The sequence below is a fragment of the Cryobacterium sp. 10C3 genome, assembly GCF_034314285.1.
GTDB lineage: Bacteria > Actinomycetota > Actinomycetes > Actinomycetales > Microbacteriaceae > Cryobacterium > Cryobacterium glucosi.
Map to the genome: position 1 here is coordinate 2,158,094 of NZ_JAVIWF010000002.1, position 24,625 is coordinate 2,182,718.

Genomic DNA, 24,625 nt, shown 5'->3' on the forward strand with positions numbered 1-24,625 from the left:
TCCGCTGCCCGTGCGCGCCCCACAGGGTGTCGCGGCGGTTAACGACGGATGCCCCGCTCGGGTGAGCGGGGCATCCGTCGGTCGGGGCAGCGTGGGTTACGCGGCGCCCTCGAACATCGACGTGACGGATCCCTCGTCGAAGACCTCGTGGATCGCGCGGGCCAGAAGCGGGGCGATCGGCAGAACGGTCAGGGTCGGGAAGCGCTTCTCCGGGGGGATCGGCAGGGTGTCGGTGACGACGACCTCGGTGATCGCCGGGTTCTGCAGCAGCTCGAGCGCGGGGTGGCTGAACACGGCGTGGGTCGCGGCGACGACGACGCCGATCGCTCCGGCGGCACGCAGTGCCTCGGCGGCGAGGACGATGGTGCGTCCGGTGTCGATCATGTCGTCGACAAGCAGGCAGACGCGACCGGAGACCTGACCGACGATCTCGTGCACGGAGACGCGGTTCGGCACCAGCGGGTCACGGCGCTTGTGGATGATCGCCAGGGGGGCGCCGAGCTTGTCGCTCCAGATGTCGGCGACGCGGACGCGGCCCATGTCGGGCGACACCACGGTCAGCGTTGCGGGGTCGAGCTTCTCCTGGAAGTGCTCGAGCAGCACCGGCATCGCGAAGAGGTGGTCGACGGGGCCGTCGAAGAAGCCCTGGATCTGGGCGGCGTGCAGGTCGATCGACATAATGCGGTCGGCGCCGGCGACCTTGAACAGGTCGGCGACGAGGCGGGCCGATACCGGCTCGCGGCCGCGGCCCTTCTTGTCCTGGCGGGCGTAAGGGTAGAACGGCGCAACAACCGTGATGCGCTTGGCGGAGGCCCGCTTGAGCGCGTCGACCATGATGAGCTGTTCCATCAGCCATTCATTGATCGGGTTGGTGTGCGACTGGATCACAAAGGTGTCACTGCCGCGCACGCTCTCGTCGAAACGGGCGTAGATCTCGCCGTTCGCGAAGGTACGTGCGTCGGTGTGCACGAGTTCGGTACCGAGCTCCTTGGCGATGTCCAGTGCCAGTTGCGGGTGTGCTCGCCCCGAAACCAATACAAGTCGTTTCTCGCCGCTGGCATTGATTCCAGGCACCTAGTCTCCGCTCTTAGCCGCGGCTTCCGCCGCGTCGGTTCCCGGGCGGTTGGTCTGAACCCAGCCGTCCATATTGCGTTGTGGGGCCACGGTGAGAGCCAAAGCTCCGGCCGGCACGTCCTTGCGGACGATGGTACCGGCACCGGTGTAAGCCCCGTCCCCAATCCTAACGGGCGCGACGAAGACGTTGTGCGACCCGGTGCGCACATGCGACCCCACGACGCTCGGCGATTTCGTCACGCCGTTGTAGTTCGCGAAGATCGTCCCCGCCCCGATGTTGGAGTGCACACCGACCGTCGCGTCGCCGACGTAGCTCAGGTGCGGCACCTTGCTGCCCTCGCCGATGACGGCGTTCTTGGTCTCGACAAAGGTGCCGATCTTGCCGTCCGCGCCGAGAATCGTGCCGGGCCGCAGGTACGAGAACGGGCCGACGGATGCGCCGGCACCGATCACCGCGAGGGTCGCGTCCGTGCGCTTCACCTCGGCGTTCGCGCCGATCTCGCAGTCCACGAGGGTCGTGTCCGGTCCGACGACGGCGCCGGTCTCGATGACCGTCGCCCCGAGGATCTGGGTGCCCGGCTTGATCGTGACGTCGGGCGCGATCGTGACGGCGAGGTCGATCCAGGTCGTCGCAGGGTCCTGCACGGTCACGCCGGCGAGCTGCCAGCCGCGCACGATGAGCGCATTGAGCTGCCGGGCGGACTCGGCGAGCTGGGCCCGGTCGTTGATGCCGGCCACGAGCCAGGCATCCGCTACCGGAACGGCGCGCACATCGGAGCCGGACTCGCGGAGCAGGCCGATCACGTCGGTGAGGTACTTCTCGCCCTGGACGTTCTCAGTCGTGATGCGGGCGAGCTGCGCACGCAGTTCGGTGATGCCGAAGACGTAGACGCCGGCGTTCGTCTCCGTGATCAGGCGTTCCTCGGGGCTGGCGTCCTTCTGTTCCACGATGCGGTCGAAGGCTCCGGCTTCGTCGCGCACGATGCGGCCGTAGCCGGTGGAGTCGTCGGGGAAGGCGGACAGCACGGTCGCCGCGACGGCGCGTTCGCGGTGCGCGGTGATGAAGCTCGCGAGGGTCGCCGCGTTCAGGAGGGGAACGTCGCCGCTGACGACGAGCACGTCGCCCTCGAAGTCGGCGGGCAGGGCCTCGATGGCCTGCTCGACGGCCCGGCCGGTTCCCGGGACCTCGTCCTGGTCGACGACGATGCTCTCGGGCAGGTCGGCCTCGACGATGTCGACGAGCCGGTCGCGTTCGTGGCGCACGACGGTCACGACGTGCGCGGCGTTCAACGCGGATGCCGTCGCGAGCACGTGGCTGAGGATGGGCAGCCCGGCGAGGGGGTGCAACAGCTTGGGAGTCGCGGATTTCATCCGGGTGCCCTGGCCTGCGGCCAGGACGACGATGGCGAGACGGGAATCGGTCACGGGGTCCTCGTGCTTCTGTGTTGCCGGCCGGGAAGACCGGGTGCGGGCGCCACTGGAATGCAGCACTGGTAATGATCTACGGCTCCGCCGCCAGGACTCGAACCTGGACCTAACAGCTCCAAAGGCTGTCGTGCTGCCATTACACCACGGCGGAATTCGCCGGCCGGAGCCGACCAACGCTGATAAGTCTGCCAGAAGTATCGGCTGCGGCGCGCAGCCGGGCGTACCGATGACCCGTGCTGTGCAGGCGGATGCCCCGGCTGGCCGGATAATAGGACGATGCCCGGCAATGACGAAGTAGACCGCATCGTGGATGCCTGGCTGCGCGAGCGGCCGGACCTCGATTTCGCCCCGTTGCAGGTGCTCAGCCGGGTCGGTCGCCTCGCCAAGCACCTTGACCGGGCCAGGCGCACCGCGTTCTCCCGCTCCGAACTGGAGTCGTGGGAGTTCGACGTGCTGTCGGCGCTCCGCCGCGAGGGCGCACCGTACGAACTCAGCCCCAAGGCGCTGCTGCAACAGACGCTCGTGTCGAGCGGAACCATGACGAACCGGATCGACCGGCTCGTCGAGCGCGGCCTCGTCACCCGGCGCACCGACCCCAACGACGGCCGCGGCATCTTCGTCGTGATGAACCCCGACGGGCTGATCCGGGTCGATGCCGCGATCACCCGCCTCGTCGACGCCGAGGCCGAGCTGCTCGCGACGCTCACGGCCAGCGAACGCGAACGCCTCGCCTCCCTGCTGCGCAAGCTCAGCCTTGACTTCGACTGAGCTCGCGCGCACCGCAAGAATCGCGGCGGAGCCCTGACCGGGGTCGACGGCGTCAGAGCACGGACTTGGGGAAGCTTTTCCACGCCGACCGGAACCGGCTCTCGAGGTGCGCACCCCGGAACTGTTCGGTCGCGTGGAGGCGGCCGTACGTGAACGAGTTCTCATTGTCGATGAAGGCGCGCATGCCGAGGGTGAGCAGCACCCCGCGGGCGACGACGCTGTCGTGGTGCTCGCCGAGGATGTCCTGGACCAGTCGGGCGGCGGCCACAAGCCTGGCCGCACGTTTCGGACTCAGGATGAGCGCAGACTCCGTCGTATACCGCAGGCGCTTGGCGATCTTGCGCACCTCGTGCAGGGCTGCGTCGTGATCGGGGCCCTGCGGCACGGCGCGAGCGTCGCGAACGGCCTTGCGCAGTCGGGCGCCATCACGCTTGACGAGACCAGGTACCACCGACTTGGCCGACTTCTTCGCGAGCGCGGTGAACGGCGGCTCCGCGATGAGGGCGTCGAGTGCGTCGAGCAGCCGGAAGTAGCGTGGGCTGTCGAGCACGACATCCGCCGCCTGCTGCGCCGTGGCGAGGTCGGCCGCGAAGTGCGCGTCCAGGCGCTTCCTGACGTGCCCGACCACGAGCTTCGCCGGCTCGGACGAGAGCGACCTGGCGAGGTTGTGGTGCAGGACCTCGTTGTCGCGGGCGGCGCCGAGCACACGGGCGATCCACTGGAGTTCGTCCCCGAGGGTGTTGGCCAGCCCGTTCGGAAGCAGGTCGCGATAGGTGGCCAGCACCGAGCGCATCCGCCGGGTCGCGACCCGCATCTGGTGCACGGCTTCGGCGTCGTCGCGCCTCACGAGCGGGTCCTGGTGGACGAGTACCCGCATCTGGGCGTCGAGGTAGGCGAGCAGCAGGGCCCCCGTCGTACTCGACCGGGTCGGCGTCGCCGGTGGGGCCGGCGGGGCTGCGGGAATGCGGTCGCCGAGGGCACGGCCGAGCTTCGAGGGGTAGCCTGCGCGACGGACTCCCCGGCGGCGAAGGCCTCCGCGACGGCGTCGAGCAGCTCGGGGGCGCCGTCGACGAGTTCGATCTCCCATTCCCGCCATTCCTGGCGGAGCGGGTCGACACCGAGGCGGTCGGCCAGGACACTGTCGTCGCAGACCTCGGCGAGCACGGCGCCGTTGTCCCCGCGCAGCACGTGCACGATCCGGTGGTTGCGGAGCCGCACGACGGGCACGAGCACCCGGTCGCGCACGAGGACGCGAACCCGCTGCTGGAGGCCGGCCGGCACGAGCTCGGGGTCGCTGCCGAGGGGTTCGTGCACCTCGCGGCGTTCGTCGGGGCCGCGACCGTCGACGCCGGACGGGAGCTTGAGGTGCCAGCCGGCGTCGTCCCCGCCGGTGCGGCGCCGCAGTGTGATCCGGTGCGCGGCAAGGGTGAGGTCGGCCGTGTCGAAGTAGACGGCGTCGAGCGACTGGTCGACAGGGGCATCCACCCAGGTCACGCCGGGGAGCTCATGCAGCGGCGGGAGAACGGATGCCGCGTCGACGTCGTATTTGCGCTCAACCTCGGAAAAATCCACGGCATTCATGCCCGACAGTGTACGCCCGGGCGCCTCCCGGCCCGCGCCACACGCGGCTAGACGGTGGGCTTGACCGCCTTGACGATGGCGCCGTGCATGTCGGGGGCGACCTCGTGGGTGTAGTCGACGCTGATCCCGGTGAATCCCGCCCCGGCCAGGGTGTCGAGGTACTCCCGGTGGGAGAGCGCGCCGGCGATACAGCCGGCGTAGCTGCCGCGCTCGATGCGGTCCTGCTCGCTGAGGTGGTCCTCCGCGACGACGTCGGAGATCCCGAGCCGCCCGCTGGGCTTGAGGACCCGGAACATCTCCGTGATGACGGCGGTCTTGTCGGCGGAGAGGTTGATCACACAATTGGAGATGATGACGTCGACGGATGCGTCGGGCAGCGGGATCTCCTCGATCCGGCCCTTGATGAATTCGACGTTCGTGGCGCCGGCCTTGTCCGCGTTGGCCCGGGCGAGGGACAGCATCTCGTCGGTCATGTCGAGGCCGTATGCAAAACCGGTGGGGCCGACCCGCCGCGCGGAGAGGAGCACGTCGATGCCGCCTCCGGAGCCGAGGTCGAGCACGGTTTCGCCGGCGCGCAGGTCGGCGACCGCCGTGGGGTTGCCGCAGCCGAGGCTCGCCAGCAGCGCTTCCTCGGGCACTTCGGACCCCTCCCCGCCCGTATAGAGGACCGATCCGAAGACGTCGCCGTTCCCGAGGTCGGTGGGAACGCAGCACGAGCCGGATGCAGCCGACACGTCGGTGAGCTGCAGCGCCGCGGCGGCGTAGCGTTCGCGGACGAGCTCGGTGATGTCTGTCTTTTCAGTCATGGGTGGTTCCTTCCTTCGGATGATCGCTGCGAGGTCATGCGCTGGTCAGCAGCCGCGCGACCGAGTCGAGCGCGCCGGGTACGAGCGCAAAATGGGCCCAGTTGCCGCGCTGGGTGCGGCTGAGGAATCCGGCGTCGGTCAGGACTTTGAGGTGGTGGGACACAGTGGGCTGGCTCAGCCCGACCGGTGCCGTCAGGTCGCAGGCGCAGGCTTCCTGACCTTCGGATGCGGCCACGATCGAGATCAGGCGCAGCCGGGTCGGGTCCGCGAGGGCCTTGAGCGAGCGCGCGAGGTCAACGGCATCCGCCGCGGCGAGCGTCTCGCGCGTGAGCGGCGCGCAGCACGCGCCACGCGAGGCGATGGGGAGCAGGGAGGTGATCGACATGGGCCCAGCATAGTCGCGTATTGACACTTGTCGATATAGAGGGTCATACTGGGGGTATCGATGAATGTCGATATAGTGAATTGAGGAGTACGAGATGGCTGCCATTCGAATCTACGAGCCGGCCCTGTGTTGCGAGTCCGGGGTCTGCGGAACCGACACCGACGCATCCCTGGTCACCGTGACCGCCGACGTGCGCCGGCTCAAGGACCTGGGCGCCGACATCGAACGCCACAACCTCGCCACCGACCCGACCGCCTTCACCACCGACGAGACGGTCCGCGGCTTCATGCACACCGTGGGCTCGAAGGGCCTCCCTGACCGTCGTCGACGGCGTCACCGTCGCGACCGGCACCTATCCGAGCCGCGACGAACTGCTCGGCTTCGCCGGCCTCGGTGACTCGTCCAACGTCGCGTCGAAGGTCGCGTCGACGGTCGCGTCGCAGGTCGAGCCGGCCCGGTCCGAGCTGGGCCTCACCGCAAAATCGGGCGGATGCTGCGGCGGCGCCTCCGGCTGCTGCTAAGCCGCCCCGATGCGATTCCTTGAGGACCCACCCCGCTTCCTGTTCTTCACCGGCAAGGGCGGCGTCGGAAAGACCTCGGTCGCCTGCGCCACCGCCCTCGACCTCGCCGGCCGGGGCAGGAAGGTGCTGCTGGTCAGCACCGACCCCGCCTCCAACGTCGGCCAGGTATTCGGCCTGACGATCGGCAACACGGTCACTCCCCTCGCGAGTGTGCCCGGCCTCTCCGCCCTCGAGATCGACCCGGAACAGGCCGCAGCGGCCTACCGGGAGCGCATCGTCGCGCCCGTGCGCGGCCTGCTTCCGGAGGACGAACTCGCTGGCATCATCGAGGGCCTGTCCGGTTCCTGCACGACCGAGATCGCGTCCTTCGACGAATTCACCGGCCTGCTCGCCGACGAAGCCGTCTTCGGGCAGTACGACCACATCGTCTTCGACACGGCACCGACCGGGCACACCATCCGCCTGCTGCAGCTGCCGGGCTCCTGGACCGACTTTCTCGAGGCCGGCAAAGGCGACCCGTCCTGCCTCGGCCCGCTCTCGGGGCTCGACAAGCACCGTTCGATGTACGCCGCCGCTGTCGCCGCGCTGACCGACCCGGCGCGTACGCGACTGGTCCTCGTCGCCCGGGCGCAGGCATCCTCGCTGGCCGAAATCGAACGCACCTACCTCGAGCTGAATCAGATCGGCATCGTCGGCGGTTTCGTCGTCGTCAACGGACTGCTGCCCGCTGCCGCCGGCGACGAGGACCTCACCCGGGCCGTCCGCGCCCGCGAGGGAGCCGCGCTGGCCGCCATGCCCGCCGCTCTCTCCCGCCTCCCGCTGGACGTGCTCGAGCTCAAGGCCGCCAACATGGTCGGCATCCCGGCGCTGCAGTCTCTCTTCTCGGCGAGCGCCGGGACGGGCGAATCCGACGAGATCGTTGAGGCCGGGGAACCCCTCCCCGACGCCCCGCTCGCGGCCCTCGTGGATGCGATCGAACGGGACGACCACGGCCTGGTGCTCTGCATGGGGAAGGGCGGGGTGGGCAAGACCACGATCGCCGCGGCCATCGCGGTCGCACTCGCCGAACGCGGCCACGCCGTGCACCTCACCACCACCGACCCCGCCGCTCACCTCACCGAGACCCTGCACGGCAGCGTGCCCGGGCTCGCGGTGTCCCGTATCGACCCGGCCTTGGCCGTGCAGACGTATCGCGACCACGTGATGGCCACCAAGGGCACGGCCCTGGACGCGGAGGGTCGCGCGGCACTGGCCGAGGACCTCCTCTCCCCTGCACCGAGGAAGTCGCCGTCTTCCAGCAGTTCTCCCGGGTCGTCCATGAGTCGCGCCGGAAATTCGTCGTCGTCGACACCGCCCCGACCGGGCACACGCTCCTCCTGCTGGATGCGACCGGTTCCTATCACCGCGAAATGGCGCGGCAGATCGGCGACTCGCTTCCGTTCACGACACCATTGATGCGTCTGCAGGACCCGGCCCTGACCAAGGTCATTCTGGTTACCCTCGCGGAGACGACCCCGGTGCTCGAGGCCGAAGGTCTGCAGGACGACCTCGAACGTGCCGGCATCCACCCGTGGGCCTGGGTCGTCAACGCCTCCCTGGCCGCGGCCCGCCCGGCGTCACCGTTCCTTCGAGCACGCGCTTCGAGCGAGGTCGAACAGATCGACCGGGTGCGTCTCCTCGCGGATCGAATGGCCATCGTCGCCCTCCTGCCGGCGGAGCCCATCGGAAAGGAGAAGCTGGCGGCACTGACCGCACTCAGCCCCCAACCGGCACGGTGACCGTGAATCGACATTCGTCGATAGAGTGGGAACGCGTCATATCGACGTTCATCTATTCATTTTCTGATGGTGCGGAGCCCCATGCCCTTCCCTGAAACCCCGACCGTTCCATCCGTCGCCACCCCGATCACCGCTCCGGCCCGTCTCGGGTTCACCGACCGGCTCCTCCCGGTCTGGATTCTCGCGGCGATGGGTTTCGGCCTCCTGCTCGCGGTCGCCGCCCCCGGCATCGGCACGCTGCTCGGCGCGTTCACGATCGGCTCGGTCAGCGTGCCGATCGCCATCGGCCTGCTCGTGATGATGTATCCGGTGCTCGCGAAGGTGCGGTATTCGGATGCCCGCGCCGTGGCCGGCGATAAGCGCCTTCTGGTCTCGTCGCTCGTGATGAACTGGCTCGTCGGGCCCGCGCTGATGTTCACGCTCGCCTGGATCTTCCTGCCCGACCTGCCCGAGTACCGCACCGGGCTGATCATCGTCGGCCTCGCCCGCTGCATCGCGATGGTGCTGATCTGGAACGAACTAGCCTGCGGGGACCGCGAGGCCGCCGCCTTCCTCGTCGCCATCAACTCCGTCTTCCAGGTCTTCGCCTTCGCGGCGCTCGGCTGGTTCTACCTGCAGATCCTTCCGGCCTGGCTCGGCCTGTCCACCACGAGCGCGGACTTCTCGATCTGGGCCATCACGGCGAGCGTGCTCGTGTTCCTCGGCATCCCGCTCCTGGCCGGATACCTGTCCCGCCGGGTGGGCGAGGCCACCCGCGGCCGGGACTGGTACGAGGCCCGGTTCCTGCCGAAGGTCGGGCCGTTCGCCCTCTACGGGCTCCTCTTCACGATCGTGCTCCTGTTCGCCCTGCAGGGCAGGCAGGTCATCGACCGGCCGCAGGACGTCGCCCGCATCGCCCTGCCGCTCCTCGTCTACTTCCTTGTGACGTTCCTCACCGGCTTCCTGCTCGGGAAGCTCATCGGCCTGCCGTACGAGCGCACCGCGACCCTCGCCTTCACTGCGGCGGGCAACAACTTCGAGCTCGCGATCGCGGTCGCGATCGGCACCTTCGGTGCCGGCAGCGGTCAGGCCCTCGCGGGCATCGTTGGCCCGTTGATCGAGGTCCCCGTCCTCGTCGCCCTCGTCTACGTGGCGCTCTGGCTCCGGCCCCGCCTGTTCCCGGCGCCGCGCAGCTGGCGCTCAACCACGACGAATCCCGCCAAGAGCGCAGGCCGAAGTGGCCACCCGAGCAGCGGCACCCGTCGTGGCCGTCGGCTTAGACGCTCGCGGGCAGGAGCTCGGCGAGGAGGGCCTCGACGCGCGCCTTGATGTCGTCGCGGATCGGGCGCACCTCGTCGATGCTCTTGCCCTTGGGGTCGACGAGCTCCCAGTCCTCGTAACGCTTGCCGGGGAAGATCGGGCAGACGTCGCCGCAGCCCATGGTGATGACGACGTCGGACTCGCGCACCTGCTCGGTGGTCATCAGCTGCGGAACGGCCTGGGAGATGTCGATGCCCTCTTCGCTCATGGCCTGGATCGCCATCGAATTGATCTGGTCACCCGGCTCCGAGCCGCCGGAGCGCACCTCGACGGCGCCGCCGGACAGGGCGCGCATATAGCCGGCGGCCATCTGCGAGCGACCGGCATTGTGGATGCAGACGAACAGGACGGTGGGCTTCTCAGACACGGGGGTTCCTCACTCTCGATGTCCTCAAAGTATAGACGTTTGTCTATGCTTTGAGAATCCCCCATCGTTTCTTTACCCGGCCGGGGCTAGCCGAAACGGCCGTTGACGTAGTCGGCGGTGCGGCTGTCGATCGGGTTGCCGAACATGGCGTCGGTCGGCCCGTGCTCCACGATGCCGCCGGGCGTGCCCTGGGCGGCGAGGAAGAACGCGCAGTTCTGCGACACGCGCTGTGCCTGCTGCATGTTGTGCGTCACGATCACGATCGTGACCTCGTGGGCGAGCTCGAGCATGTCTCCTCGATCACCCGCGTGGAAGTCGGGTCGAGGGCCGAGCACGGTTCGTCCATCAAGAGGATGCGCGGGGTCACCGCGAGCGACCGCGCGATGCACAGACGCTGCTGCTGCCCTCCGGAGAGTCCGGAACCGGGCGCGCGCAACCGGTCGCGCACCTCCTTCCAGAGCCCGGCCTTGGTCAGGCAGCTCTCGACGAGGAAGTCTTTCTCATCGTTGGAGGCACGCTTGCCGGTGAGGGTGAGCCCGGCGATGACGTTGTCGTAGATCGACATGGCCGGGAACGGGTTGGGCTTCTGGAACACCATGCCGATGCTCTTGCGGGCGTCGACGAGCTTGCGTTCGGGGTCGTAGATGTCCTCACCGTCGAGGAGGACTTCACCGGCGAGGCTCGCGGACGGCACGAGCTCGTTCATCCGGTTGAACGTGCGCAACAAGGTTGACTTGCCGCAGCCGGACGGGCCGATCAGGGAGGTGATGATGCCGGCCGGCATGGTGAGGTTGACCCGGTCGAGCACCTGGCGTTCGCCGAACCAGGCCGAGACGTTGCGGCCCTCGAGGGTTGCGAGTGGTGCGATCTCGCGCACCGGCGGGCTGAAGCTCGCGTAGACCCCGGCATCCGCGGCAGACGGCCGCTTCAGCCAGGGCGCGCTGAAGCCTCCGAGCCGGGGAGCCTTGACCGGCGCGTCGGCCACGACCTCGGGCCGGGCCTCGGTCCTCGCCTGCGCGCGCTGCTTGCGGTCACGCCGGACCGGTCCCTTCACCGGCGGCAGCACCTGGGTGAGCTCGTCGTTCTGCACATTGTCGGTCATGACACTCGTTTCATTGGTCTACAGCAGTTTCGGGACTGAAGCAGGTTCGGGACTACAGCAGGTTCGGGAGGAGGCGCACGAGTTGGTCGGCCACGAAGAGCCCCCCGACAGTGACAACCGGAAGGAAGACGATCCAGGTCTTGCGGAGGCCGACCCGGCGGAACGCCCAGACGGCGGCGAGTTCGATGACCAGCAGGAACTGCAGGGCGAAGACGAGGGCCCACACCGTTGTGGTGTCGGTCGCGAGTTCCTTGTCCTGCAGGGGCAGGGTCGCGAAGGTGGTCTGGCGCTTGCCGGCGGGCTTCGTCTCGGAGACGAGTTCGGCATCCACGCGCACGACGCCGCTCGGCACGTAGGCCGGCCCGCGGGCGCTCTCGAGGATCAGTCGGCTCTTGCCTGCACCGAGGCTTGCGGGTGCGGGGTCGCCGGCGTAGCGCAGGCCGAGCACCGAGAACGTCTGCTCGCCCTGGCCGGTGACCACGGTGAACTGCTGGCCGGGGCGCAGTTCCTGCAGCCGGGCGAACGGACCACCGTAGGCGGCGGCGCGGCCCATGAGCACGCTGATGCCGGACTGGCCGGGTAGCGGCGTGTCGCGGCGATGGCCGGGGCCGGCGCGCAGGGTGCCGGAGTCTGTGCCCTCGACGACGATCTCGTGCACGTCGATCGAGGGGATGTCGAGCACGGCCACGGGTGTGCCGGAGGTGAGCAGCACCTTGTCGACGGTGCCCTCGCTGACCGGGGCCGTTCCCTGGGCGAGCTCGTACCGGAAGGTGTTCGTGAGCTGCTGCTGGGACACGATGTGCTGCAGCTGGCCGAGCACAGTCAGGTTGGCGAGGAACCCGAAGATGAGGATGGCGAGAATCGCCAGGGTCGAGCGGATGACCTGGTCGCGCTGGGTGAGCACGACCGGCGGCCGAGGGGCGGCGGGCTACGCCGCGGCGGCGTCGGGATCTTCGGTGGTTTCGGCGGCTTGCCCTGGCGGCCGCGCTCCGGCGGTGTGCCGGGGAGTCCGCCACCACCGCCCAGAGTGCCCGGGCCGGGCGGTGACCAGTCCCGGGGTCCCGCGGACTGTCCCGCGAGGGGTGGACCGCCTGCATCTCGGAAACGCCGGGCGAAACCGGCGGGACCCAGCCTCGCGGCATTCTCGGCACCTTCGGCACCGTGGGGCGTTGGGGACGACGGGGCAGCCTGGCTGTCGTCATGACGCCACCTCTTCCGCGAGTTTGGGGGTGGGCCGCGGTACGAGGAGCACGAAGCGGAGGATCAGGGTCAGCGTGCCGGCGATCGCGAGCGCGATCAGGGCGAAGTAGGGCGGGATGATGCTGAACGAGTCCCGGGTGACGGGCGAGAGCGCCGTGCCGCCGATGTCCGCGGGAGGCGTCATGGTGACGTGACCCTTGAACCAGGCCCACTGGCCGACGTCCCGAATGGTGGCCGAGACGGTGCGGGTCTCATTGGGGGCGAGGCTGTCGATACTGACCTTGTCGACGATGGCGACGGGGAGGTCGACCGCGTTGTCGAGCCAGAAGCGCAGGCTCGAGGTGATCGGGGCATCCGTGATGTTGCGCATCGTGAAGTCGAGAACCATGGTGCCGCCGCCCGGCCCGGCCTCAGAATCGATGCGCGTCGTGAGGCCGCTCACGTAGAAGACGCCCGCGATCTTGGTCGGGTTCGCGCCGAGCGCCGAGGCCGCGGCGGCGGTGTCCTTGATCGTCGTTTGGGTCACCGCGGGCACGGCCACGGGTTTCACCGGGTTCGTGACGGCCGGGGTTGTCGTCGCCCGGCTCGACGGCCCGACGACACCCACGCTGATGCCCACACCGTTCGGGTCATCCGTCGCCGCCTGTGCACTCATGGCGCGTCCGGCCAGGCCCGCCACCGGCGCGAACGCGATGAGGGCCACGACCAGAATCAGGCGCGCGTGAGCGGATGTGAGCACAGTCAAGTTAGTCCATTCGAGGTTTCGGCGAGCTGACGGGCGGGCAAACAAGAGGCAAACACAGCAGGAAACCGAGCCTCGCTCATTCCGTGCCGTACGAGCGCGACAGGATAGAGTCGGCGACCGGCCGGCTACTGGGAAACGAGGGTGAGGGAGAGGGTGGACCGGTAGGTGCCGACTGACTTCTCGGGCGGCGCGACGAAAGTGAGGCCGGCGTTGAGCACGGTCGTGCCCACGGTCTGGGCCGGGGCGGCCACGGCGAGGTTCATCGGATACGTCGCCGAACCCGCGGTCTGGGCGGTGACGAGGCTCACCCCGGTGGCGTCGGTGCTGACCAGCTGCGGCGCGAGCCCGAGCTGGGAAGCACCGATCACGCTGCCGTCCGCGGCGTTCACGAAGTCGGCGACATCGGCCGACAGGATCCAGCCTTCCTGGGTGAGCACCCGAGAGTCGCTGACCGCGAAGCTGCCCAGGACACCGGTGGTCGTCGACCGGTTCGAGACCAGGACCGGGGCATTGAACGCGGCGACGGCAGCGGCGGGCACGACGAGGCTGAGCACGCCGTTGGTGTCGCTCGTCGTTGCAGATCCGATTGTTCCGGCGTCCGTCACGGCGAAGGATGCCGCCACCTGGCTGAACGGGTCGTCCGCGGCCGTGGTGCCGATCACCTCGATGGTGTGTCCTCCGGCCTCGAGGTCGGGGGAAGGGTGCCGCTGCCTGCGAAGTCACCGGCAGCGTCGGCGTTTCCGCTGATCAGCAGGAACGGAGTGGAGTGCACCCAGACCTCGACGTGCGAAAACGGCTTGAGCCCGTGGACGGTGACGAACACCGGCGCCGAATCGACCCGCGAGCCGACCGGGAGCACACAGTGGATCTCGACGGGCCCGTTCGGAAGCTTGTCGGCCACACTCACCGTGAGCGCAACCACCCCACTGTCATCGGCCTGCGCCACGGACGAGATGGAGACCGTCCCGACCAGAGCCAGCAGGGCGACCAGTGCGCCGGTTATGAGAGTCGAACGGATGGGCAGTTGGAACATGTGTTTCCCCGATGGATCCTGGTGCGGTGGAGCTGCGGTGCCTGGGTGAAACTGCAGGGCAGTGGAGCAAGGCGTGCGGAAGTGCAGTGGTTACGGTGTCGGGTTGTGCGCGGCGGCGCCGTCCGCGCTGGCGCCCACGAGGGCCTCTTCGCGAGCCTTGCGGCGCGCTTCCGCCTCGGTGTATTCGATCCACGCCGCAGCCCGGGCCGAGTCGCGCTTGCGGCTGAGCCTCACGATGAGCCAGGTCACGGCCGCGACGAGAAGGAGGATCAGGAAGGCCCACGGCACCACGACGAGGCTCGAATCGCGTTCCGCGGTCGGCAGGGCTCCTGGGTTGAGTGCGTCGGGGTCGATCGTGCCGACGAGGGAGACATGCGGGTTGAGGTAGACCCAGGCGCCGACGCCGGAGACGGTCAGCGTCACGGTGCGGGAACTTCCCGGAAGCATCTCCGAGATCTCCTGGTCGGTCAGCCCGGACAGTGGGATGCCGAAGATGCCCTTGATTTGGGAGACCGTATTGGCCCCGAGGGACACGTTGCCGGTGTTGGTGAGGCTCACGCGGATCTTCGTGTCGCCGGCGAAGGGGTTGATGCTGCCCTCATAGGCGGATTCAATGCTGCTGATCGTCAGCGCCGGCTGCAGGAGACCCTTGACGCGCACATACAGGCGGATGGCGACGCGCCGGTCGACCGAGACCTGCCCGGCCGGGGAGAGGGCCGAGACGACGATGCCGCCGGCGTGGTCGCCGGGCTTCGCATCGGCCGGGGTCTTCATTGTGAACGGGAGCACCTGCTGGGCGCCCGGTTCCAGGGTGACCGAGACACGGCCGGTACCGTTCTCGAAGGTGACCCAGCTGCCGGCATCCTTGGGGGCTTCACTGCCTTCGAGGAGGGCGAACGTGCCGTCCTCGGCGTTGTACGCGTCGGTGGCGTAGACGGTGACGGCCTGCGTGGTCGTACCGGTGTTCTCGACGAGGTATTCGTCGTTGATGACCTGGCCCGGATCGACCTGGTAGGTGAAACGCGATCGGTCCTGGTCCACGCCGCCGTTGGACGACGGGGCCCCGGCGATGCCGTCGGAACCGTCCGCGGCCCAGGCACCCGCGACTCCGAGGGTCAGGGTCAGTCCGAGGGTTACCAGCACTCCGGCGGCACCGAGGGCGACGCTGCGGGAGAGGGAGTGGCGGGGAATCACGATCGGCGTTCTCTTTTCTGCGGGCGGATCCGAAATCTTGGGGGTGGAGCGGAATGCGGGGTGGCGCGGTGGAAAGGGAGGGACGGCGCGGGCGCCGCCCCTCCCCCTCTACTCGGGTAGCGCTACTACTTCGAGACGACCGTGAGGGTCAGCGTCGACGTGTAGGTGCCGGCCGCCTTCTCCTGCGGTGCGACGAAGGTCAGGCCGGCGTTGAGAACGCTGTCGCCGACCGTGTTGGCTGCCGCGCCGGAGGCGAAGGCGGCCGGGTAGGACGCCGAACCGGCGACCTGGGCTGCGGCGGCGGTGACGCCGGTCGCGGAGGTGCCGGCAACGGTGACCGACGGGGCAAGGCCGAGCTGGATCTTGCTAATGGTGCTGGTCGCGTCAGTGGAGTTGACGAAGTTCGCAACGTTCGCGGACAGGTCCCAGCCGTTGCGGGAGACGACGCGGCCGTCGTTGACCGTGACGGCACCGAGGGTACCGACCGTGGTCGACTTGTTGTTCACGAGCGACGGAGCGGAGAACGTCGCCGCGGCGCCGGCCGGAACCGTGAGGGCGAGCGCACCGTTGGTGGCGTTCGCGGTGGTCGGCGCGAGAGCGACGGTACCGGTCGTGCCGGCCGGGGCGGTCGGGGTCGGGGTCGGGGTGGCGGTCGGCGTCGTGACGACGTCGGTCGTGGCGGAGGCCGTGAAGGCACCGGTCACCGGCGTGACCGAGATCGAACGGAAGAACGCGGAGGTGACCGCAACACCGTTCAGGTTGGTGCAGGCAATGCCGAGGCTGTAGTTTCCACCGGCGGCCTTAGCGGCGCCCTGGGCGCCGTTGTACAGCGAAACCGGGGTGATGAACGGGTTCAGCACGTTGAGGGTGGCACCGTTGAAGCCGAGGGGGCGTATGCCTTCCAGGTGCCAGGGACCGTCTCGGTGCCGGGGGCCGAGAGGAACGCGAAGATTCCGGTGGTGCCGACGGGGCAGGCGAACTCTCCGCTGGGGTCGTTGTTGACCGAGGAACCGATCATGTCATCGCCCCACCCCAGGCTGGCGCCGTCGACAAGCAGAATGCCGTTGCCGTCGTAGAGGTAGAGGGGTGCTGCGGAGCCGTTGGTCTGGGTGGTGGCCGAGGCGACCATGGAGGCGCCGGCAACGAGGGCGAGGGAGACGACGCCGACGGCGGCGAAGCGGAGCTTGTTGTTGAGCTTCATGAGATTCAATTACCTTTTCTGGAAGTAGGTCGGGCTACTTGGAGATACGGACAGCAGTGGTGGTGGAGGGGGCCAGGATGCCGAACTTCTTCTTCAGCGAACCGGCCTTGGAGGCGAGGGAGGTCTGCGAGTTGGTCAGGCTGGTGCTCTTGGTCGGGTCAAGCAGGCCGGCCAGTGTGGCGTCGTAAGAGGCGTTGGTCGGGTCGACGCGGGCGTACTGCACGACCAGGTAGGTGTCGCGACCCCAGACGGAGTCAGCATAGTAAGTGGCGTTCGGGACCATCGAGGTGCCGGTGCCGGTGACGGGGGTGGTGCCGGCAACGAGCGAGCCGAGAACCGTGGTGTCCTTCTTCTTGGGGTAGCTGGCACCGGTGTTCATGGCGACCCAGCGTGAGACCGACATCGGCATGATCTGGTTGATGCCGAGGTTGGACGCGTCGTGCTCCTGGCCGGTCTGGACACAGGAACCGAGAGTGGCGTCGGTGACGCCGATCTTGGACATGAAGTCCTTGCGGGTGCCGGAACCGGCCTGCGGGATGATCGGGGTGACCGTGACGCCGCCGAGGGTGGTGACGCTGCAGGTGTAGAGGCTCGTCATGGTCGCGGTGTCGATCGTGTCGATGCCGGTCGCGGTAGAGCCATTGTCGTAGGCGTAGGCGATGGCGTCACGGCCGAAGGGAACCTGGATCAGGCTTCCGGCGGCGTCGACGGTGCCGGAGCCCGAGGAACGCGCGATGTCAACCTGACCGCTGATCACGACAGCGGCAGGCGCGCCGACCGTACCAGACGTGTATGCCGCGCCATCGATGGAGCGGAGGAGCGCCGTGCGACCGTCACCCGACCCGTTCGGGCGTCCAAAGCGCACGCCTGAGGATTTCGTGGTGATGTAGGCCGTGCCGGTCGCGTCGAACGATCCGATGGTCGCGCCACCTGCGGTCGTCGAGCGAACCGAAGATCCGGAGAGCGAGGATCCGTTGGCCAGGGCGCTGACCACGTCTTCCAGGGTGTCCGAGCCGACGGCGACGTAGCTGTTGGAAACGGGCTCGGCGTTGGCCGGCGTCGCGATGGCGAAACCGGTGAGGGCGACGCCGACGGTCGCGCAGAGCGCAATTGCCTTCTTCGAAATCACTGTGATGATGCCTTTCGGGTGTACTGCATGAGACGAACCCGGGCGGGAACGTCTTTCCTGATGTCTGGTCCCAAGCCGAAACCCGGAATCTGGACGTCAAGCTGTGCGCGCATCAGGATCGTCTCCGGACACGCGAAATCAGGGGGACTCCACCGGCTGCGAGCAGCCCGGAGAGGAATCCGACAGGGATGGCTGCCGGAATGGGGCCGATGACCGGATCGGAAGGCGTCGGCTTGCCGACGAGGGGTCCGGCCGACGCGCCGGTCGCCGCAGGGTCGGTCGCGGTCGCGGTCCCGGCGACGGCGGCGGCGACGGCCGCGACCGCTGCCGTTCCACTGCCTGCGTTCGGGTTGACGTAGGCCGCCGCAGGGGCGGCGGCAGTGGCCGCGACGGTCGGTGAGGGAGTGGGTGTCGGAGTCGCCGAGACGATCGGGCTGATGCCCTTTTCGATGGCTGTCGCGGCTGCGAGGGCCTGGGCGACCCAGCTGGCCGGAATCGACGCGTACCCCTCGGGGAGCTGGCCGATCGCACTGCCGGGAACCTGACCGGCGGCAACGGCGTAGCGGATCATGTTGGCGTAAATGGCGCGGGCGGAGGCATCCGTCTGCAGTGGGTTGAGCGCCGCGTAGACCGGCATGGTCATCGGGTAGGCCGACGCCGCCGCCCTGGCGCTCGCGCTCGTGGGGTTGTATTCGAGCACGGCCGCGTTCTCGGTGGTCGGGGTCATCGCCGCGGCCGCGGCCAGCAGGGATGCGGAGTTCGCGGCAACGAAAGTGCCCGCCGAGTTTCGCAGTGACGCCGTCACCGTCTGGTACCGGGCTGCTGCCGCCGTTGTCGTGAGTCCGAGCACCCGCTGGGTGCCGACGAGGTTGCGAACGCTCTTGCCCCATTTCGGCGGAACCGTGTTCGGGCTCCAGTCGCCGAGCTCCTGGCCGTCACCGCGCAGGGTGAGGTAGGCGCCGTTCTCGAAGTCGCTCGCGTACGGGCGCCAGGTGACGAGGTTGACTTCGGTCTGGCCGTCGGCCGTGGCCACCCGTGCGATTGGGTCAGCCTTGGGGAAGTTGGTGCGGGGCACGGTCATTTTTGTGCCGGAGGAGTTGACGGCGTCCTTTGTTGCGTACCAGGGGTTGACCTTCATGCCCCACTTGTCGGCTTCGCCGTTGAGGAAAGCCACGGCATCCGGATCTGAGAGCACGTAGCGCCACAGCTGTAGGGCCTCGTCGGAGCGCCCCGAGGGCAGGAGCATGTCGCCGAGGGACGGACCCGTCAGGTCCTGGTACTGCCATTCCGCGTCGTTCACGGCGAGGAAGTCGGGGTCAACGGTCAGGTTCCTCGCGTTGTGGTTTACCTTCTCGGGGTTATCGACGAAGAACGCGAGCGATTTGGAGGTAGCGGGGGCCCCCGTCGGCAAGGAGTCCAGATATGAGTTCGTCAACAGCTTCGCGATCAGGCGCGGGGTGAGGTTCATCGAGGTGAAGGACTCGGTGTTCTTGTCCTTGTATTCCTGAGGCACGGCGCCGACGGGTTTCACCCTCCGGTCGATCGAGAAGGACACGGCGAGTCCGGAGAGTGCGATCGGCGCGTACTGCACGGGATCCGCCTTCGTCGTCTGTAGGGCACGCGATGTCAGGGCGAGAGGACTCGGGGTCTTCTGGCTTGCGGAGAGGAGAGAGTCTTCCTCGTTGCCGGTGCTGAGCACGAAGGAGGATCCGGTCGAGCCGGTGCAGAGGTTGGGCTGCCAGGACGCGACGGCCGCCGAGGCGAGTTCGCTTCCGGAGAGTTGCTTCTCGGCCGAGCCGATGGAGCAGCGCAGACCGATCGGCTTGAAGTCGAGCTTGACGGCCACACTGTGCTGCCAGGCGTCCCAGAACAGGCCGGACTTGGTGATGTACGACTCGCCGACGTCGTTGGTGCCGCGCGGGATGACGACGAGCCAGCAGGACTTGCCCGTGACCGTGCCGTCCGTGGCCGTGACCGGCATACCGCAGCCGAGGCCGGGAGACTGCATCGCGGTCTGGACCTCGAACTTGACGGAGCCGGCGCCAGTGTCACTCGACCCCACCCACGGCACCTCGTTGGTCGTGTACTGCGTGTAGAACTCGTTCGTGGCGAGGTCGACGCCCACGATCGGGGAGGGCAGGGTCACGCCAGTGGCAGCCGGCGTGCCGTTCGCGGTCTGAACAAGCCCTGTCAGGGGATCGAGGATGTAATGGGTGAGGACGCCGGCGCCATTCTTGAAGACGGACGAGATCGTTCCGCCCGTCGAGGCACGGTACGGGATCGCCGTGACCGCCGGGATCGTGAAGCCGTTCGAGGGCGATGTGTATTGGGTGTCCTTGGCGTTGACGAATTCGTCAGAAACCGAGGTGTCGCGCGTGGACGCGGCCTTGCCGGGAAAACCGCCGTACTGGCAGGTGGTGCGGTCGGGATGCCCGGGGTTCAGCGGGTCCTCACCCCAGCACTGCGCGATCTGCAGGAAGTTCTGGCCGCCCGAGCTGGCGTCAGGCCGGACCGACTTCGCGCCCGAGCCGGTCCAGTTGACGACGATTCCCTGCGAGACGAGGTCCTTCGTCTGAGAGACTGTCACCTTGAGGTCGGGGAACGGTGCCGTCGAGATGTCGAGGTCATAGCCCTTGGCGGCCACCGTGACGGCGCTCGAGGTGTCCGCGGATGCTGCGGGCGGGGTAATGGAGGCCAGCATGGACACTCCGATGCCGACGACAACGCCCACGACGATGCCGCTTGCGCCGGCGCGGGTCCACATCGAGTCCGTGGACAGGATCAGGCGCTTCACTTGGTGCCCACCTTCGGACCGCGTGGCTTGAGCCGGCGCCAGAGCACCGGGGGCAGCACGGCAGAGCCGATGAGCAACACGCCGGCGAACAGCATGATCGACTGCTGCGCACCCCAGCCGTTGTCGGCGAGGGTGAAGGGCGACGCCACCGCGGACCCGGCCACTCCGGTCGAGGCCGTGCCACCGGTGCCGCCGGAGACGAGAGCACCGTTCTCGTCGTAGACCGCGGCCGCGGCATCGCCCGTGCCCGCTGCCCCGGCGTTTGCCGTCGTCGCCGCTGCTCCGGCCCCTGCTCCTGCGGCGGCCGCTGCCGCCGCGGCCGTGTCGGCCGTGGCTGCGGAGCCGCCGGTACCGGTTCCGGTCGTCGCCGTGTCATCGGGCGCCCCTGCTGTTCCGGTGACACACTGGCTCGTGCCGACCTTGTCACAGTCGGCGGGCTTGAGTGCGTTGGTCGCGAGCAGGTTGCTCGATGGGGAGTCGCCGGCCTTGAAGGTCGGGTTGTTGCAGTTGTTGATGTCGACGCCCGAGACATCCGCTCCCGGCACTCGTTTGATCTGGTCGAACCCGGCGAGCACAAGGTTCATCGGGAGCGGCGAGTAGCCCAGGGCCGCCGCTTGCTGCTGGCCCTCGCAGAGCATGTAGTTCGCGAACGCGCCGAGGGTGAGGCCCTTCTTCGCGGTGAAGACACCGCCGACCTCGGTCGGCACGATCATGTAGGAGTAGCTCGACAGCGGGTACGTGCGCGGGTCGGGGTTGTTGTAGACGCCGTCGAGGATCTGGGTGAGGTAGTCGGGGCTCGAGACCGGGACATCCGTCTTGATCTTTGCCTGCAGCAGGGCAACGGCGACGGAGTTCGCGGTCGGCTCGACGTAGTATCCGGCGGTGTTCAGGACCTTGGCGACCGGGAAGCCGGCCTTGAGCGCGTAGGAATACTCGACGTACGTGATGGCGCCTTCGCCATAGTCCTGGGCGACATACCCGGCGACGCCCGCCGAACCGCTCTGGGCCTTCGCGTTGCCGTAGGTCGGGTACTGCGAGGTGAGGCCGCAGGAGGCCGGTTTGCCGACCTTGACGCAGAACTGCCCCCAGAGGGAGTTGTACTGCTTGGACATCCAGAGGCTGAACTGGGCGGTCGAGCCCGAGCCGTCCGACCGCACGACAGGGACGATGCCCTTGTCCGGCATCTTCAGTCCGGGGTTGTCCGTCTGGATCGCCGGGTCGTTCCACTTGGTGATGACGCCGGTGAAGATCTTGGTGACGACCTCGCCACTCAGGCGCAGGTTGGAGACGCGGGCACCGTTGATCTTGAGGTTGTACATGAACGAGGTGCCACCGGCGACGATCGGCATGTATGCGTAGCCGCGACTCGGAACCTCGGGCGCTGAACCGTCTTCGGGAGCGGTCTGGAACGGGATCTCGCTGACGGCGAAGTCGACGTTTCCGGCCACGAAGTCCCGGCGGCCCGCGGAGGAGCCGACACCGGAATAGTTGACGGTCATGCCGTAGTTCGAGGCCACGTTCTTGCGCCACTGGTCGAGGGCGTTCTGGGACCAGGTCGAGCCGGTTCCTGTGATGGGGTCGTAGGAAACGGCCTGGGCAGACAGCGTTCCGGACAGACCGAGAATCACCACGACGGCGAGGGCGAAGAGGGCGCGGATCGCACGGATCCAACGGGGCTGCGGCGTCACGAGGACGGCTCCTTTGTGCTGAGGTCGATCGTCGGCGCTGGGCTGCTGTGGTGGTTCGGTGGTGCCGTCGGCGGCGGCCAGGCCCCCGACGTGTTCGCCTCGAGGAGGATGCGGCGGTCGGCGGCAATGGTGATCCGCTTGAGGTCGCGCCCGGAGGCCGCGACGACCCGCTGCTGCTGGGCGCGGGACAGGTCGCCCGGCCCCTTGCCGCCGATGAGGCGGGCGATCGCGAACAGGGTGAGCACGAGGAGGATCAGCACGGCCGCCGCCCCGAAGCCACGGGCGATCATGTTCGGTTCCGGCGACTTGACGAAGTCGAAGACCTGCAGCGGCAACGAGATCATCGGTCCCTCGAAGGGGTTGAGGTTGACGACGGCGGTGACGCCGGACGTGAGCAGCACGGGGCTGGTCTCGCCGATTCCGCGGGCGGTGCCGAGGATGACGGCGGTCGCGAGCCCGGGGCGGGCGGTCGGCAGCACGACATGCCAGACCGTGCGCCAGCGCGTGGACCCGAGCGCGTACGCGGCTTCGCGAAGGTTTCCCGCGACGAGACGGAGGACGATGTCGGAGGCGCGGATCACGATCGGGAGCATCATCACCGTGATGGCCATCGAGGCGGCGAACCCGCTGCGCTGGTGGGTGATCAGCACGATGATCGCCGAGTACACGAAGAGGCCGGCGACGATCGAGGGCAGCGCGGTCATCGCGTCCGAGATGGTGCGCACGAAGCGGGCGAACTTTCCGCCGACTTCGTTGAGGAACAGGGCCGTGAGGATGCCGAGCGGAACGGTGACGATGAGCGCCATCGTGATCTGCATCAGGGTACCGAGGATGGCGTGGAAGATTCCGCCGAGTTCGAGGCCGTCGAGCGGGCCGGCGAGCTCCATGCTGTCGGTGAAGAAGTTGAGGTGCGGGAGGGCTTCCTGGCCGCGCACGAGGGTGTACGCGACGACGAAGACGAGGGCGCCGAAGAGCAGCACGCCGGCGCTCGAAAGGACAACCGACATGACCCGGTCCTTGACCTCCTGCCAGTCGCTCTTCAGGCTGACGAGCAGGGCGTAGAAGCCGATGAAAGCGATGAACGCGACGATCACGAAACCGACATAGCCGGAGAGCGGGCCGAACCAGCCGAACAGCAGAACGGCGACGGCCACGCCGGCCGCTGCCGCGCCGAGGATGTTGAACTGGTCGTCGACCCTGGCGGCGCGCATCCGGCGGCGCGGGCCGATCTCGATGCCGACCGAGGAGGGGATGTTCGTGGTGTGCCGGACTGCTGCGGCCTGGAGTTCGAGCTCGGCCTCGAGCTCGACGGCGGTCTCGGTCATCACGAGGGTCGAGGGGCCGGCGGATGCCGCGGGATCCGTCGCCTGGGTGCTGTGTGCGCTGGTCATCAGTCGCTCTCCGCCCCGGAGCGGGACCGCGCCACGATCGACGAGGCCGTGAAGTTGATCACGAGGGTGATCAGGAAGAGCACGAGGCCGGCGGCCATCAGTGCGGAGAGGCCGAAGGAGCTCGACTCGCCGTACCGGAGCGCGATGAGCGCGGACACCGAGTTCGTGCCGGTCTTGAGCACCTCCCAGTTGATCGTGAAGATCGGGGAGATGATCATGTAGACGGCGATGGTCTCGCCGAGGGCCCGGCCGAGGCCGAGCATGGTGCCGCCGATGATGCCGCCGCGGCCGAACGGGAGCACCACGGACGTGATCATTCCCCATCGGGTCGACCCGAGGGCGAAGGCCGCCTCACGTTCACCGATCGGCGCCTGGGAGAAGGCTTCGCGCATCACCGAGGTCTGGGTGGGCACGACCATGAGGCCCACCACGATTCCGGCGATGAAGGCCGAGGAGGTGAAGGCGCTCGCCTCGGTGAGGGCCTGGCCCGTCGCATCCGTCACGCTGAAGAACGGGATCCAGCCGAAGTAGGTGGAGATCCAGGTGGCGACCGGGATGACGTTCGCCTGGAGGAAGAACACGCCCCAGAGGCCGAACACCACGCTGGGAACGGCGGCCATCAGGTCGACGAGGGTGACGAGCGTGGACTTGAGCCGCCCCTGGGCGACCTCGGAGATGAGGAGCGCCGTGCCGAGGGCGAGGGGCACCGCGACGCACATTGCGATGACGGCGATCGTGATGGTGCCGAAGAGAACGGATGCGATGCCGAACTTCTTCGTTTCCGGCGACCAGTCCTGCTCGAAGAGGAAGTTGAACCCAGCGACCCCGAGGGCGTCGCCGGCGCGCAGCGAGAGGAAGACACCGACCGCGAGCATGATCAGCACGGTGATCGTGCCCGCGCTGAACGCGACCGAGCGGAACACCGAGTCGGAGATCGACGGGCGGGAGACCAGGGAGCGCCGCGGCCGGGAGTCGGGGTTCGACGGGTCGAAAACGGCCGGGTCTGTCCCGAAGGCGTCGCCCAGGGGCGAGTCGCCCAGGGGCGGCGAGACGAGGCTCGAAATCGGCATGGCTGTCCTTGGAAAAGACTCGGGAGGGGGTGAACGCACGGGTGGGGGTAACGCGTCCGAAACATATGTTC

23 protein-coding genes, 1 tRNA gene and 2 pseudogenes are annotated in these 24,625 nt (G+C 68.2%); 5 read left to right on the forward strand and 21 right to left on the reverse strand.

Translation table 11 applies throughout. The annotated features are described in order from the left end of the window. Window positions 1–96 precede the first annotated feature (96 nt). The 3 genes from RGU41_RS11165 to RGU41_RS11175 all read right to left on the reverse strand — a co-directional run bounded on the left by RGU41_RS11165 (window position 97) and on the right by RGU41_RS11175 (window position 2,653). Window positions 97–1,074 carry a ribose-phosphate diphosphokinase gene (locus tag RGU41_RS11165; RefSeq protein WP_134448255.1) on the reverse strand — a complete coding sequence of 326 codons (978 nt, stop codon included), beginning with the start codon at window positions 1,072–1,074 and terminating at the stop codon, window positions 97–99. Then, window positions 1,075–2,499 (reverse strand): bifunctional UDP-N-acetylglucosamine diphosphorylase/glucosamine-1-phosphate N-acetyltransferase GlmU, encoded by a 1,425-nt coding sequence (gene glmU, locus RGU41_RS11170; protein ID WP_134448253.1) that lies wholly within the window; start codon window positions 2,497–2,499, stop codon window positions 1,075–1,077. Between the two features lie 82 nt (window positions 2,500–2,581). Beyond that, window positions 2,582–2,653, reverse strand: a tRNA-Gln gene (locus RGU41_RS11175). Window positions 2,654–2,778: 125 nt separating this feature from the next. Here RGU41_RS11175 and RGU41_RS11180 point away from each other — a divergent pair. Next, window positions 2,779–3,270 (forward strand): MarR family winged helix-turn-helix transcriptional regulator, encoded by a 492-nt coding sequence (locus RGU41_RS11180; RefSeq protein ID WP_134448251.1) that lies wholly within the window; start codon window positions 2,779–2,781, stop codon window positions 3,268–3,270. 52 nt (window positions 3,271–3,322) lie between these two features. Here RGU41_RS11180 and RGU41_RS11185 read toward each other — a convergent pair whose 3' ends face one another. Genes RGU41_RS11185 through RGU41_RS11200 form a run of 4 tightly spaced genes read right to left on the reverse strand, consistent with a single transcriptional unit; the run spans window position 3,323 to window position 6,042 of the window. Continuing rightward, window positions 3,323–4,117 carry a CHAD domain-containing protein gene (locus RGU41_RS11185; protein ID WP_322136233.1) on the reverse strand — a complete coding sequence of 265 codons (795 nt, stop codon included), beginning with the start codon at window positions 4,115–4,117 and terminating at the stop codon, window positions 3,323–3,325. Next, window positions 4,114–4,851 (reverse strand): CYTH domain-containing protein, encoded by a 738-nt coding sequence (locus RGU41_RS11190; protein WP_322136234.1) that lies wholly within the window; start codon window positions 4,849–4,851, stop codon window positions 4,114–4,116. The genes RGU41_RS11185 and RGU41_RS11190 overlap by 4 nt, the downstream gene beginning before the upstream one ends. Window positions 4,852–4,898: 47 nt before the next feature. After that, a complete protein-coding gene (gene arsM / locus RGU41_RS11195; RefSeq protein ID WP_134563956.1) occupies window positions 4,899–5,657 on the reverse strand; it encodes an arsenite methyltransferase in 759 nt (252 codons plus the stop codon). A gap of 34 nt (window positions 5,658–5,691) precedes the next feature. Next, complete coding sequence (locus tag RGU41_RS11200; protein WP_134448245.1) at window positions 5,692–6,042, reverse strand: ArsR/SmtB family transcription factor; 351 nt, start codon at window positions 6,040–6,042, stop codon at window positions 5,692–5,694. Window positions 6,043–6,136: 94 nt separating this feature from the next. Here RGU41_RS11200 and RGU41_RS11205 point away from each other — a divergent pair, with 94 nt between their 5' ends. The 4 genes and pseudogenes from RGU41_RS11205 (at window position 6,137) to arsB (ending at window position 9,649) form a co-directional block, all read left to right on the forward strand. After that, window positions 6,137–6,439 carry an arsenic metallochaperone ArsD family protein gene (locus RGU41_RS11205; protein WP_416173148.1) on the forward strand — a complete coding sequence of 101 codons (303 nt, stop codon included), beginning with the start codon at window positions 6,137–6,139 and terminating at the stop codon, window positions 6,437–6,439. Window positions 6,440–6,572: 133 nt separating this feature from the next. Beyond that, window positions 6,573–7,760 (forward strand): annotated as a pseudogene (locus tag RGU41_RS11210) (TRC40/GET3/ArsA family transport-energizing ATPase); the annotation flags it as partial. 212 nt (window positions 7,761–7,972) lie between these two features. Further along, on the forward strand, window positions 7,973–8,341 hold the full coding sequence (locus RGU41_RS11215; RefSeq protein WP_322136235.1) for an ArsA-related P-loop ATPase: 369 nt from the start codon (window positions 7,973–7,975) through the stop codon (window positions 8,339–8,341). Between the two features lie 81 nt (window positions 8,342–8,422). Beyond that, window positions 8,423–9,649, forward strand: a complete 1,227-nt coding sequence (gene arsB / locus RGU41_RS11220; protein WP_322136236.1) for an ACR3 family arsenite efflux transporter — start codon at window positions 8,423–8,425, stop codon at window positions 9,647–9,649. Here the strand turns inward: arsB and RGU41_RS11225 are convergent. From RGU41_RS11225 to pstC, 14 genes and pseudogenes are all read right to left on the reverse strand, one after another. After that, the gene (locus RGU41_RS11225; protein ID WP_322136237.1) at window positions 9,597–10,007 is read right to left on the reverse strand and encodes an arsenate reductase ArsC; all 411 of its coding nucleotides are present in this window, start codon (window positions 10,005–10,007) and stop codon (window positions 9,597–9,599) included. The two genes, arsB and RGU41_RS11225, sit on opposite strands and share 53 nt — an antisense overlap. An 86-nt stretch (window positions 10,008–10,093) precedes the next feature. Then, window positions 10,094–10,875, reverse strand: a pseudogene (locus RGU41_RS11230) (phosphate ABC transporter ATP-binding protein). A 286-nt stretch (window positions 10,876–11,161) separates the two neighbouring features. Next, a complete protein-coding gene (locus tag RGU41_RS11235) occupies window positions 11,162–12,013 on the reverse strand; it encodes a sortase (RefSeq protein WP_322136238.1) in 852 nt (283 codons plus the stop codon). A 294-nt stretch (window positions 12,014–12,307) separates the two neighbouring features. After that, window positions 12,308–13,054 carry a hypothetical protein gene (locus RGU41_RS11240; protein ID WP_322136239.1) on the reverse strand — a complete coding sequence of 249 codons (747 nt, stop codon included), beginning with the start codon at window positions 13,052–13,054 and terminating at the stop codon, window positions 12,308–12,310. Between the two features lie 125 nt (window positions 13,055–13,179). Continuing rightward, window positions 13,180–13,716: a hypothetical protein gene (locus RGU41_RS11245; protein ID WP_322136240.1), complete on the reverse strand. Its 537-nt coding sequence runs from the start codon at window positions 13,714–13,716 to the stop codon at window positions 13,180–13,182. After that, a complete protein-coding gene (locus RGU41_RS11250; RefSeq protein WP_322136241.1) occupies window positions 13,713–14,087 on the reverse strand; it encodes a hypothetical protein in 375 nt (124 codons plus the stop codon). The genes RGU41_RS11245 and RGU41_RS11250 overlap by 4 nt, the downstream gene beginning before the upstream one ends. A gap of 90 nt (window positions 14,088–14,177) precedes the next feature. After that, window positions 14,178–15,281 (reverse strand): WxL protein peptidoglycan domain-containing protein, encoded by a 1,104-nt coding sequence (locus RGU41_RS11255; RefSeq protein WP_322136242.1) that lies wholly within the window; start codon window positions 15,279–15,281, stop codon window positions 14,178–14,180. Between the two features lie 125 nt (window positions 15,282–15,406). Then, complete coding sequence (locus tag RGU41_RS11260; RefSeq protein WP_322136243.1) at window positions 15,407–16,141, reverse strand: hypothetical protein; 735 nt, start codon at window positions 16,139–16,141, stop codon at window positions 15,407–15,409. Further along, complete coding sequence (locus tag RGU41_RS11265; protein ID WP_322136244.1) at window positions 16,135–16,482, reverse strand: hypothetical protein; 348 nt, start codon at window positions 16,480–16,482, stop codon at window positions 16,135–16,137. The genes RGU41_RS11260 and RGU41_RS11265 overlap by 7 nt, the downstream gene beginning before the upstream one ends. A gap of 34 nt (window positions 16,483–16,516) precedes the next feature. Next, the gene (locus tag RGU41_RS11270) at window positions 16,517–17,611 is read right to left on the reverse strand and encodes a hypothetical protein (RefSeq protein ID WP_134448229.1); all 1,095 of its coding nucleotides are present in this window, start codon (window positions 17,609–17,611) and stop codon (window positions 16,517–16,519) included. Between the two features lie 112 nt (window positions 17,612–17,723). Beyond that, a complete protein-coding gene (locus tag RGU41_RS11275) occupies window positions 17,724–20,405 on the reverse strand; it encodes a hypothetical protein (protein ID WP_134448227.1) in 2,682 nt (893 codons plus the stop codon). Then, the gene (gene pstS, locus RGU41_RS11280; RefSeq protein WP_322136245.1) at window positions 20,402–22,093 is read right to left on the reverse strand and encodes a phosphate ABC transporter substrate-binding protein PstS; all 1,692 of its coding nucleotides are present in this window, start codon (window positions 22,091–22,093) and stop codon (window positions 20,402–20,404) included. Before pstS ends, RGU41_RS11275 begins: the two co-directional genes overlap by 4 nt. After that, the gene (gene pstA, locus RGU41_RS11285; protein WP_322136246.1) at window positions 22,090–23,484 is read right to left on the reverse strand and encodes a phosphate ABC transporter permease PstA; all 1,395 of its coding nucleotides are present in this window, start codon (window positions 23,482–23,484) and stop codon (window positions 22,090–22,092) included. Before pstA ends, pstS begins: the two co-directional genes overlap by 4 nt. Continuing rightward, the gene (gene pstC, locus RGU41_RS11290; protein WP_134448225.1) at window positions 23,484–24,554 is read right to left on the reverse strand and encodes a phosphate ABC transporter permease subunit PstC; all 1,071 of its coding nucleotides are present in this window, start codon (window positions 24,552–24,554) and stop codon (window positions 23,484–23,486) included. Before pstC ends, pstA begins: the two co-directional genes overlap by 1 nt. Window positions 24,555–24,625: the final 71 nt, after the last annotated feature.

Coding starts and splice junctions, on each gene's coding strand:
- RGU41_RS11180 (WP_134448251.1), top strand. CDS start 2,779: ATGCCCGGCAATGACGAAGTAGACCGCATCGTGGATGCCTGGCTGCGC.
- RGU41_RS11190 (WP_322136234.1), bottom strand. CDS start 4,851: ATGAATGCCGTGGATTTTTCCGAGGTTGAGCGCAAATACGACGTCGAC.
- arsM (WP_134563956.1), bottom strand. CDS start 5,657: ATGACTGAAAAGACAGACATCACCGAGCTCGTCCGCGAACGCTACGCC.
- RGU41_RS11200 (WP_134448245.1), bottom strand. CDS start 6,042: ATGTCGATCACCTCCCTGCTCCCCATCGCCTCGCGTGGCGCGTGCTGC.
- RGU41_RS11205 (WP_416173148.1), top strand. CDS start 6,137: ATGGCTGCCATTCGAATCTACGAGCCGGCCCTGTGTTGCGAGTCCGGG.
- RGU41_RS11215 (WP_322136235.1), top strand. CDS start 7,973: ATGGCGCGGCAGATCGGCGACTCGCTTCCGTTCACGACACCATTGATG.
- arsB (WP_322136236.1), top strand. CDS start 8,423: ATGCCCTTCCCTGAAACCCCGACCGTTCCATCCGTCGCCACCCCGATC.
- RGU41_RS11250 (WP_322136241.1), bottom strand. CDS start 14,087: ATGTTCCAACTGCCCATCCGTTCGACTCTCATAACCGGCGCACTGGTC.
- RGU41_RS11265 (WP_322136244.1), bottom strand. CDS start 16,482: ATGAAGCTCAACAACAAGCTCCGCTTCGCCGCCGTCGGCGTCGTCTCC.
- pstA (WP_322136246.1), bottom strand. CDS start 23,484: ATGACCAGCGCACACAGCACCCAGGCGACGGATCCCGCGGCATCCGCC.
- pstC (WP_134448225.1), bottom strand. CDS start 24,554: ATGCCGATTTCGAGCCTCGTCTCGCCGCCCCTGGGCGACTCGCCCCTG.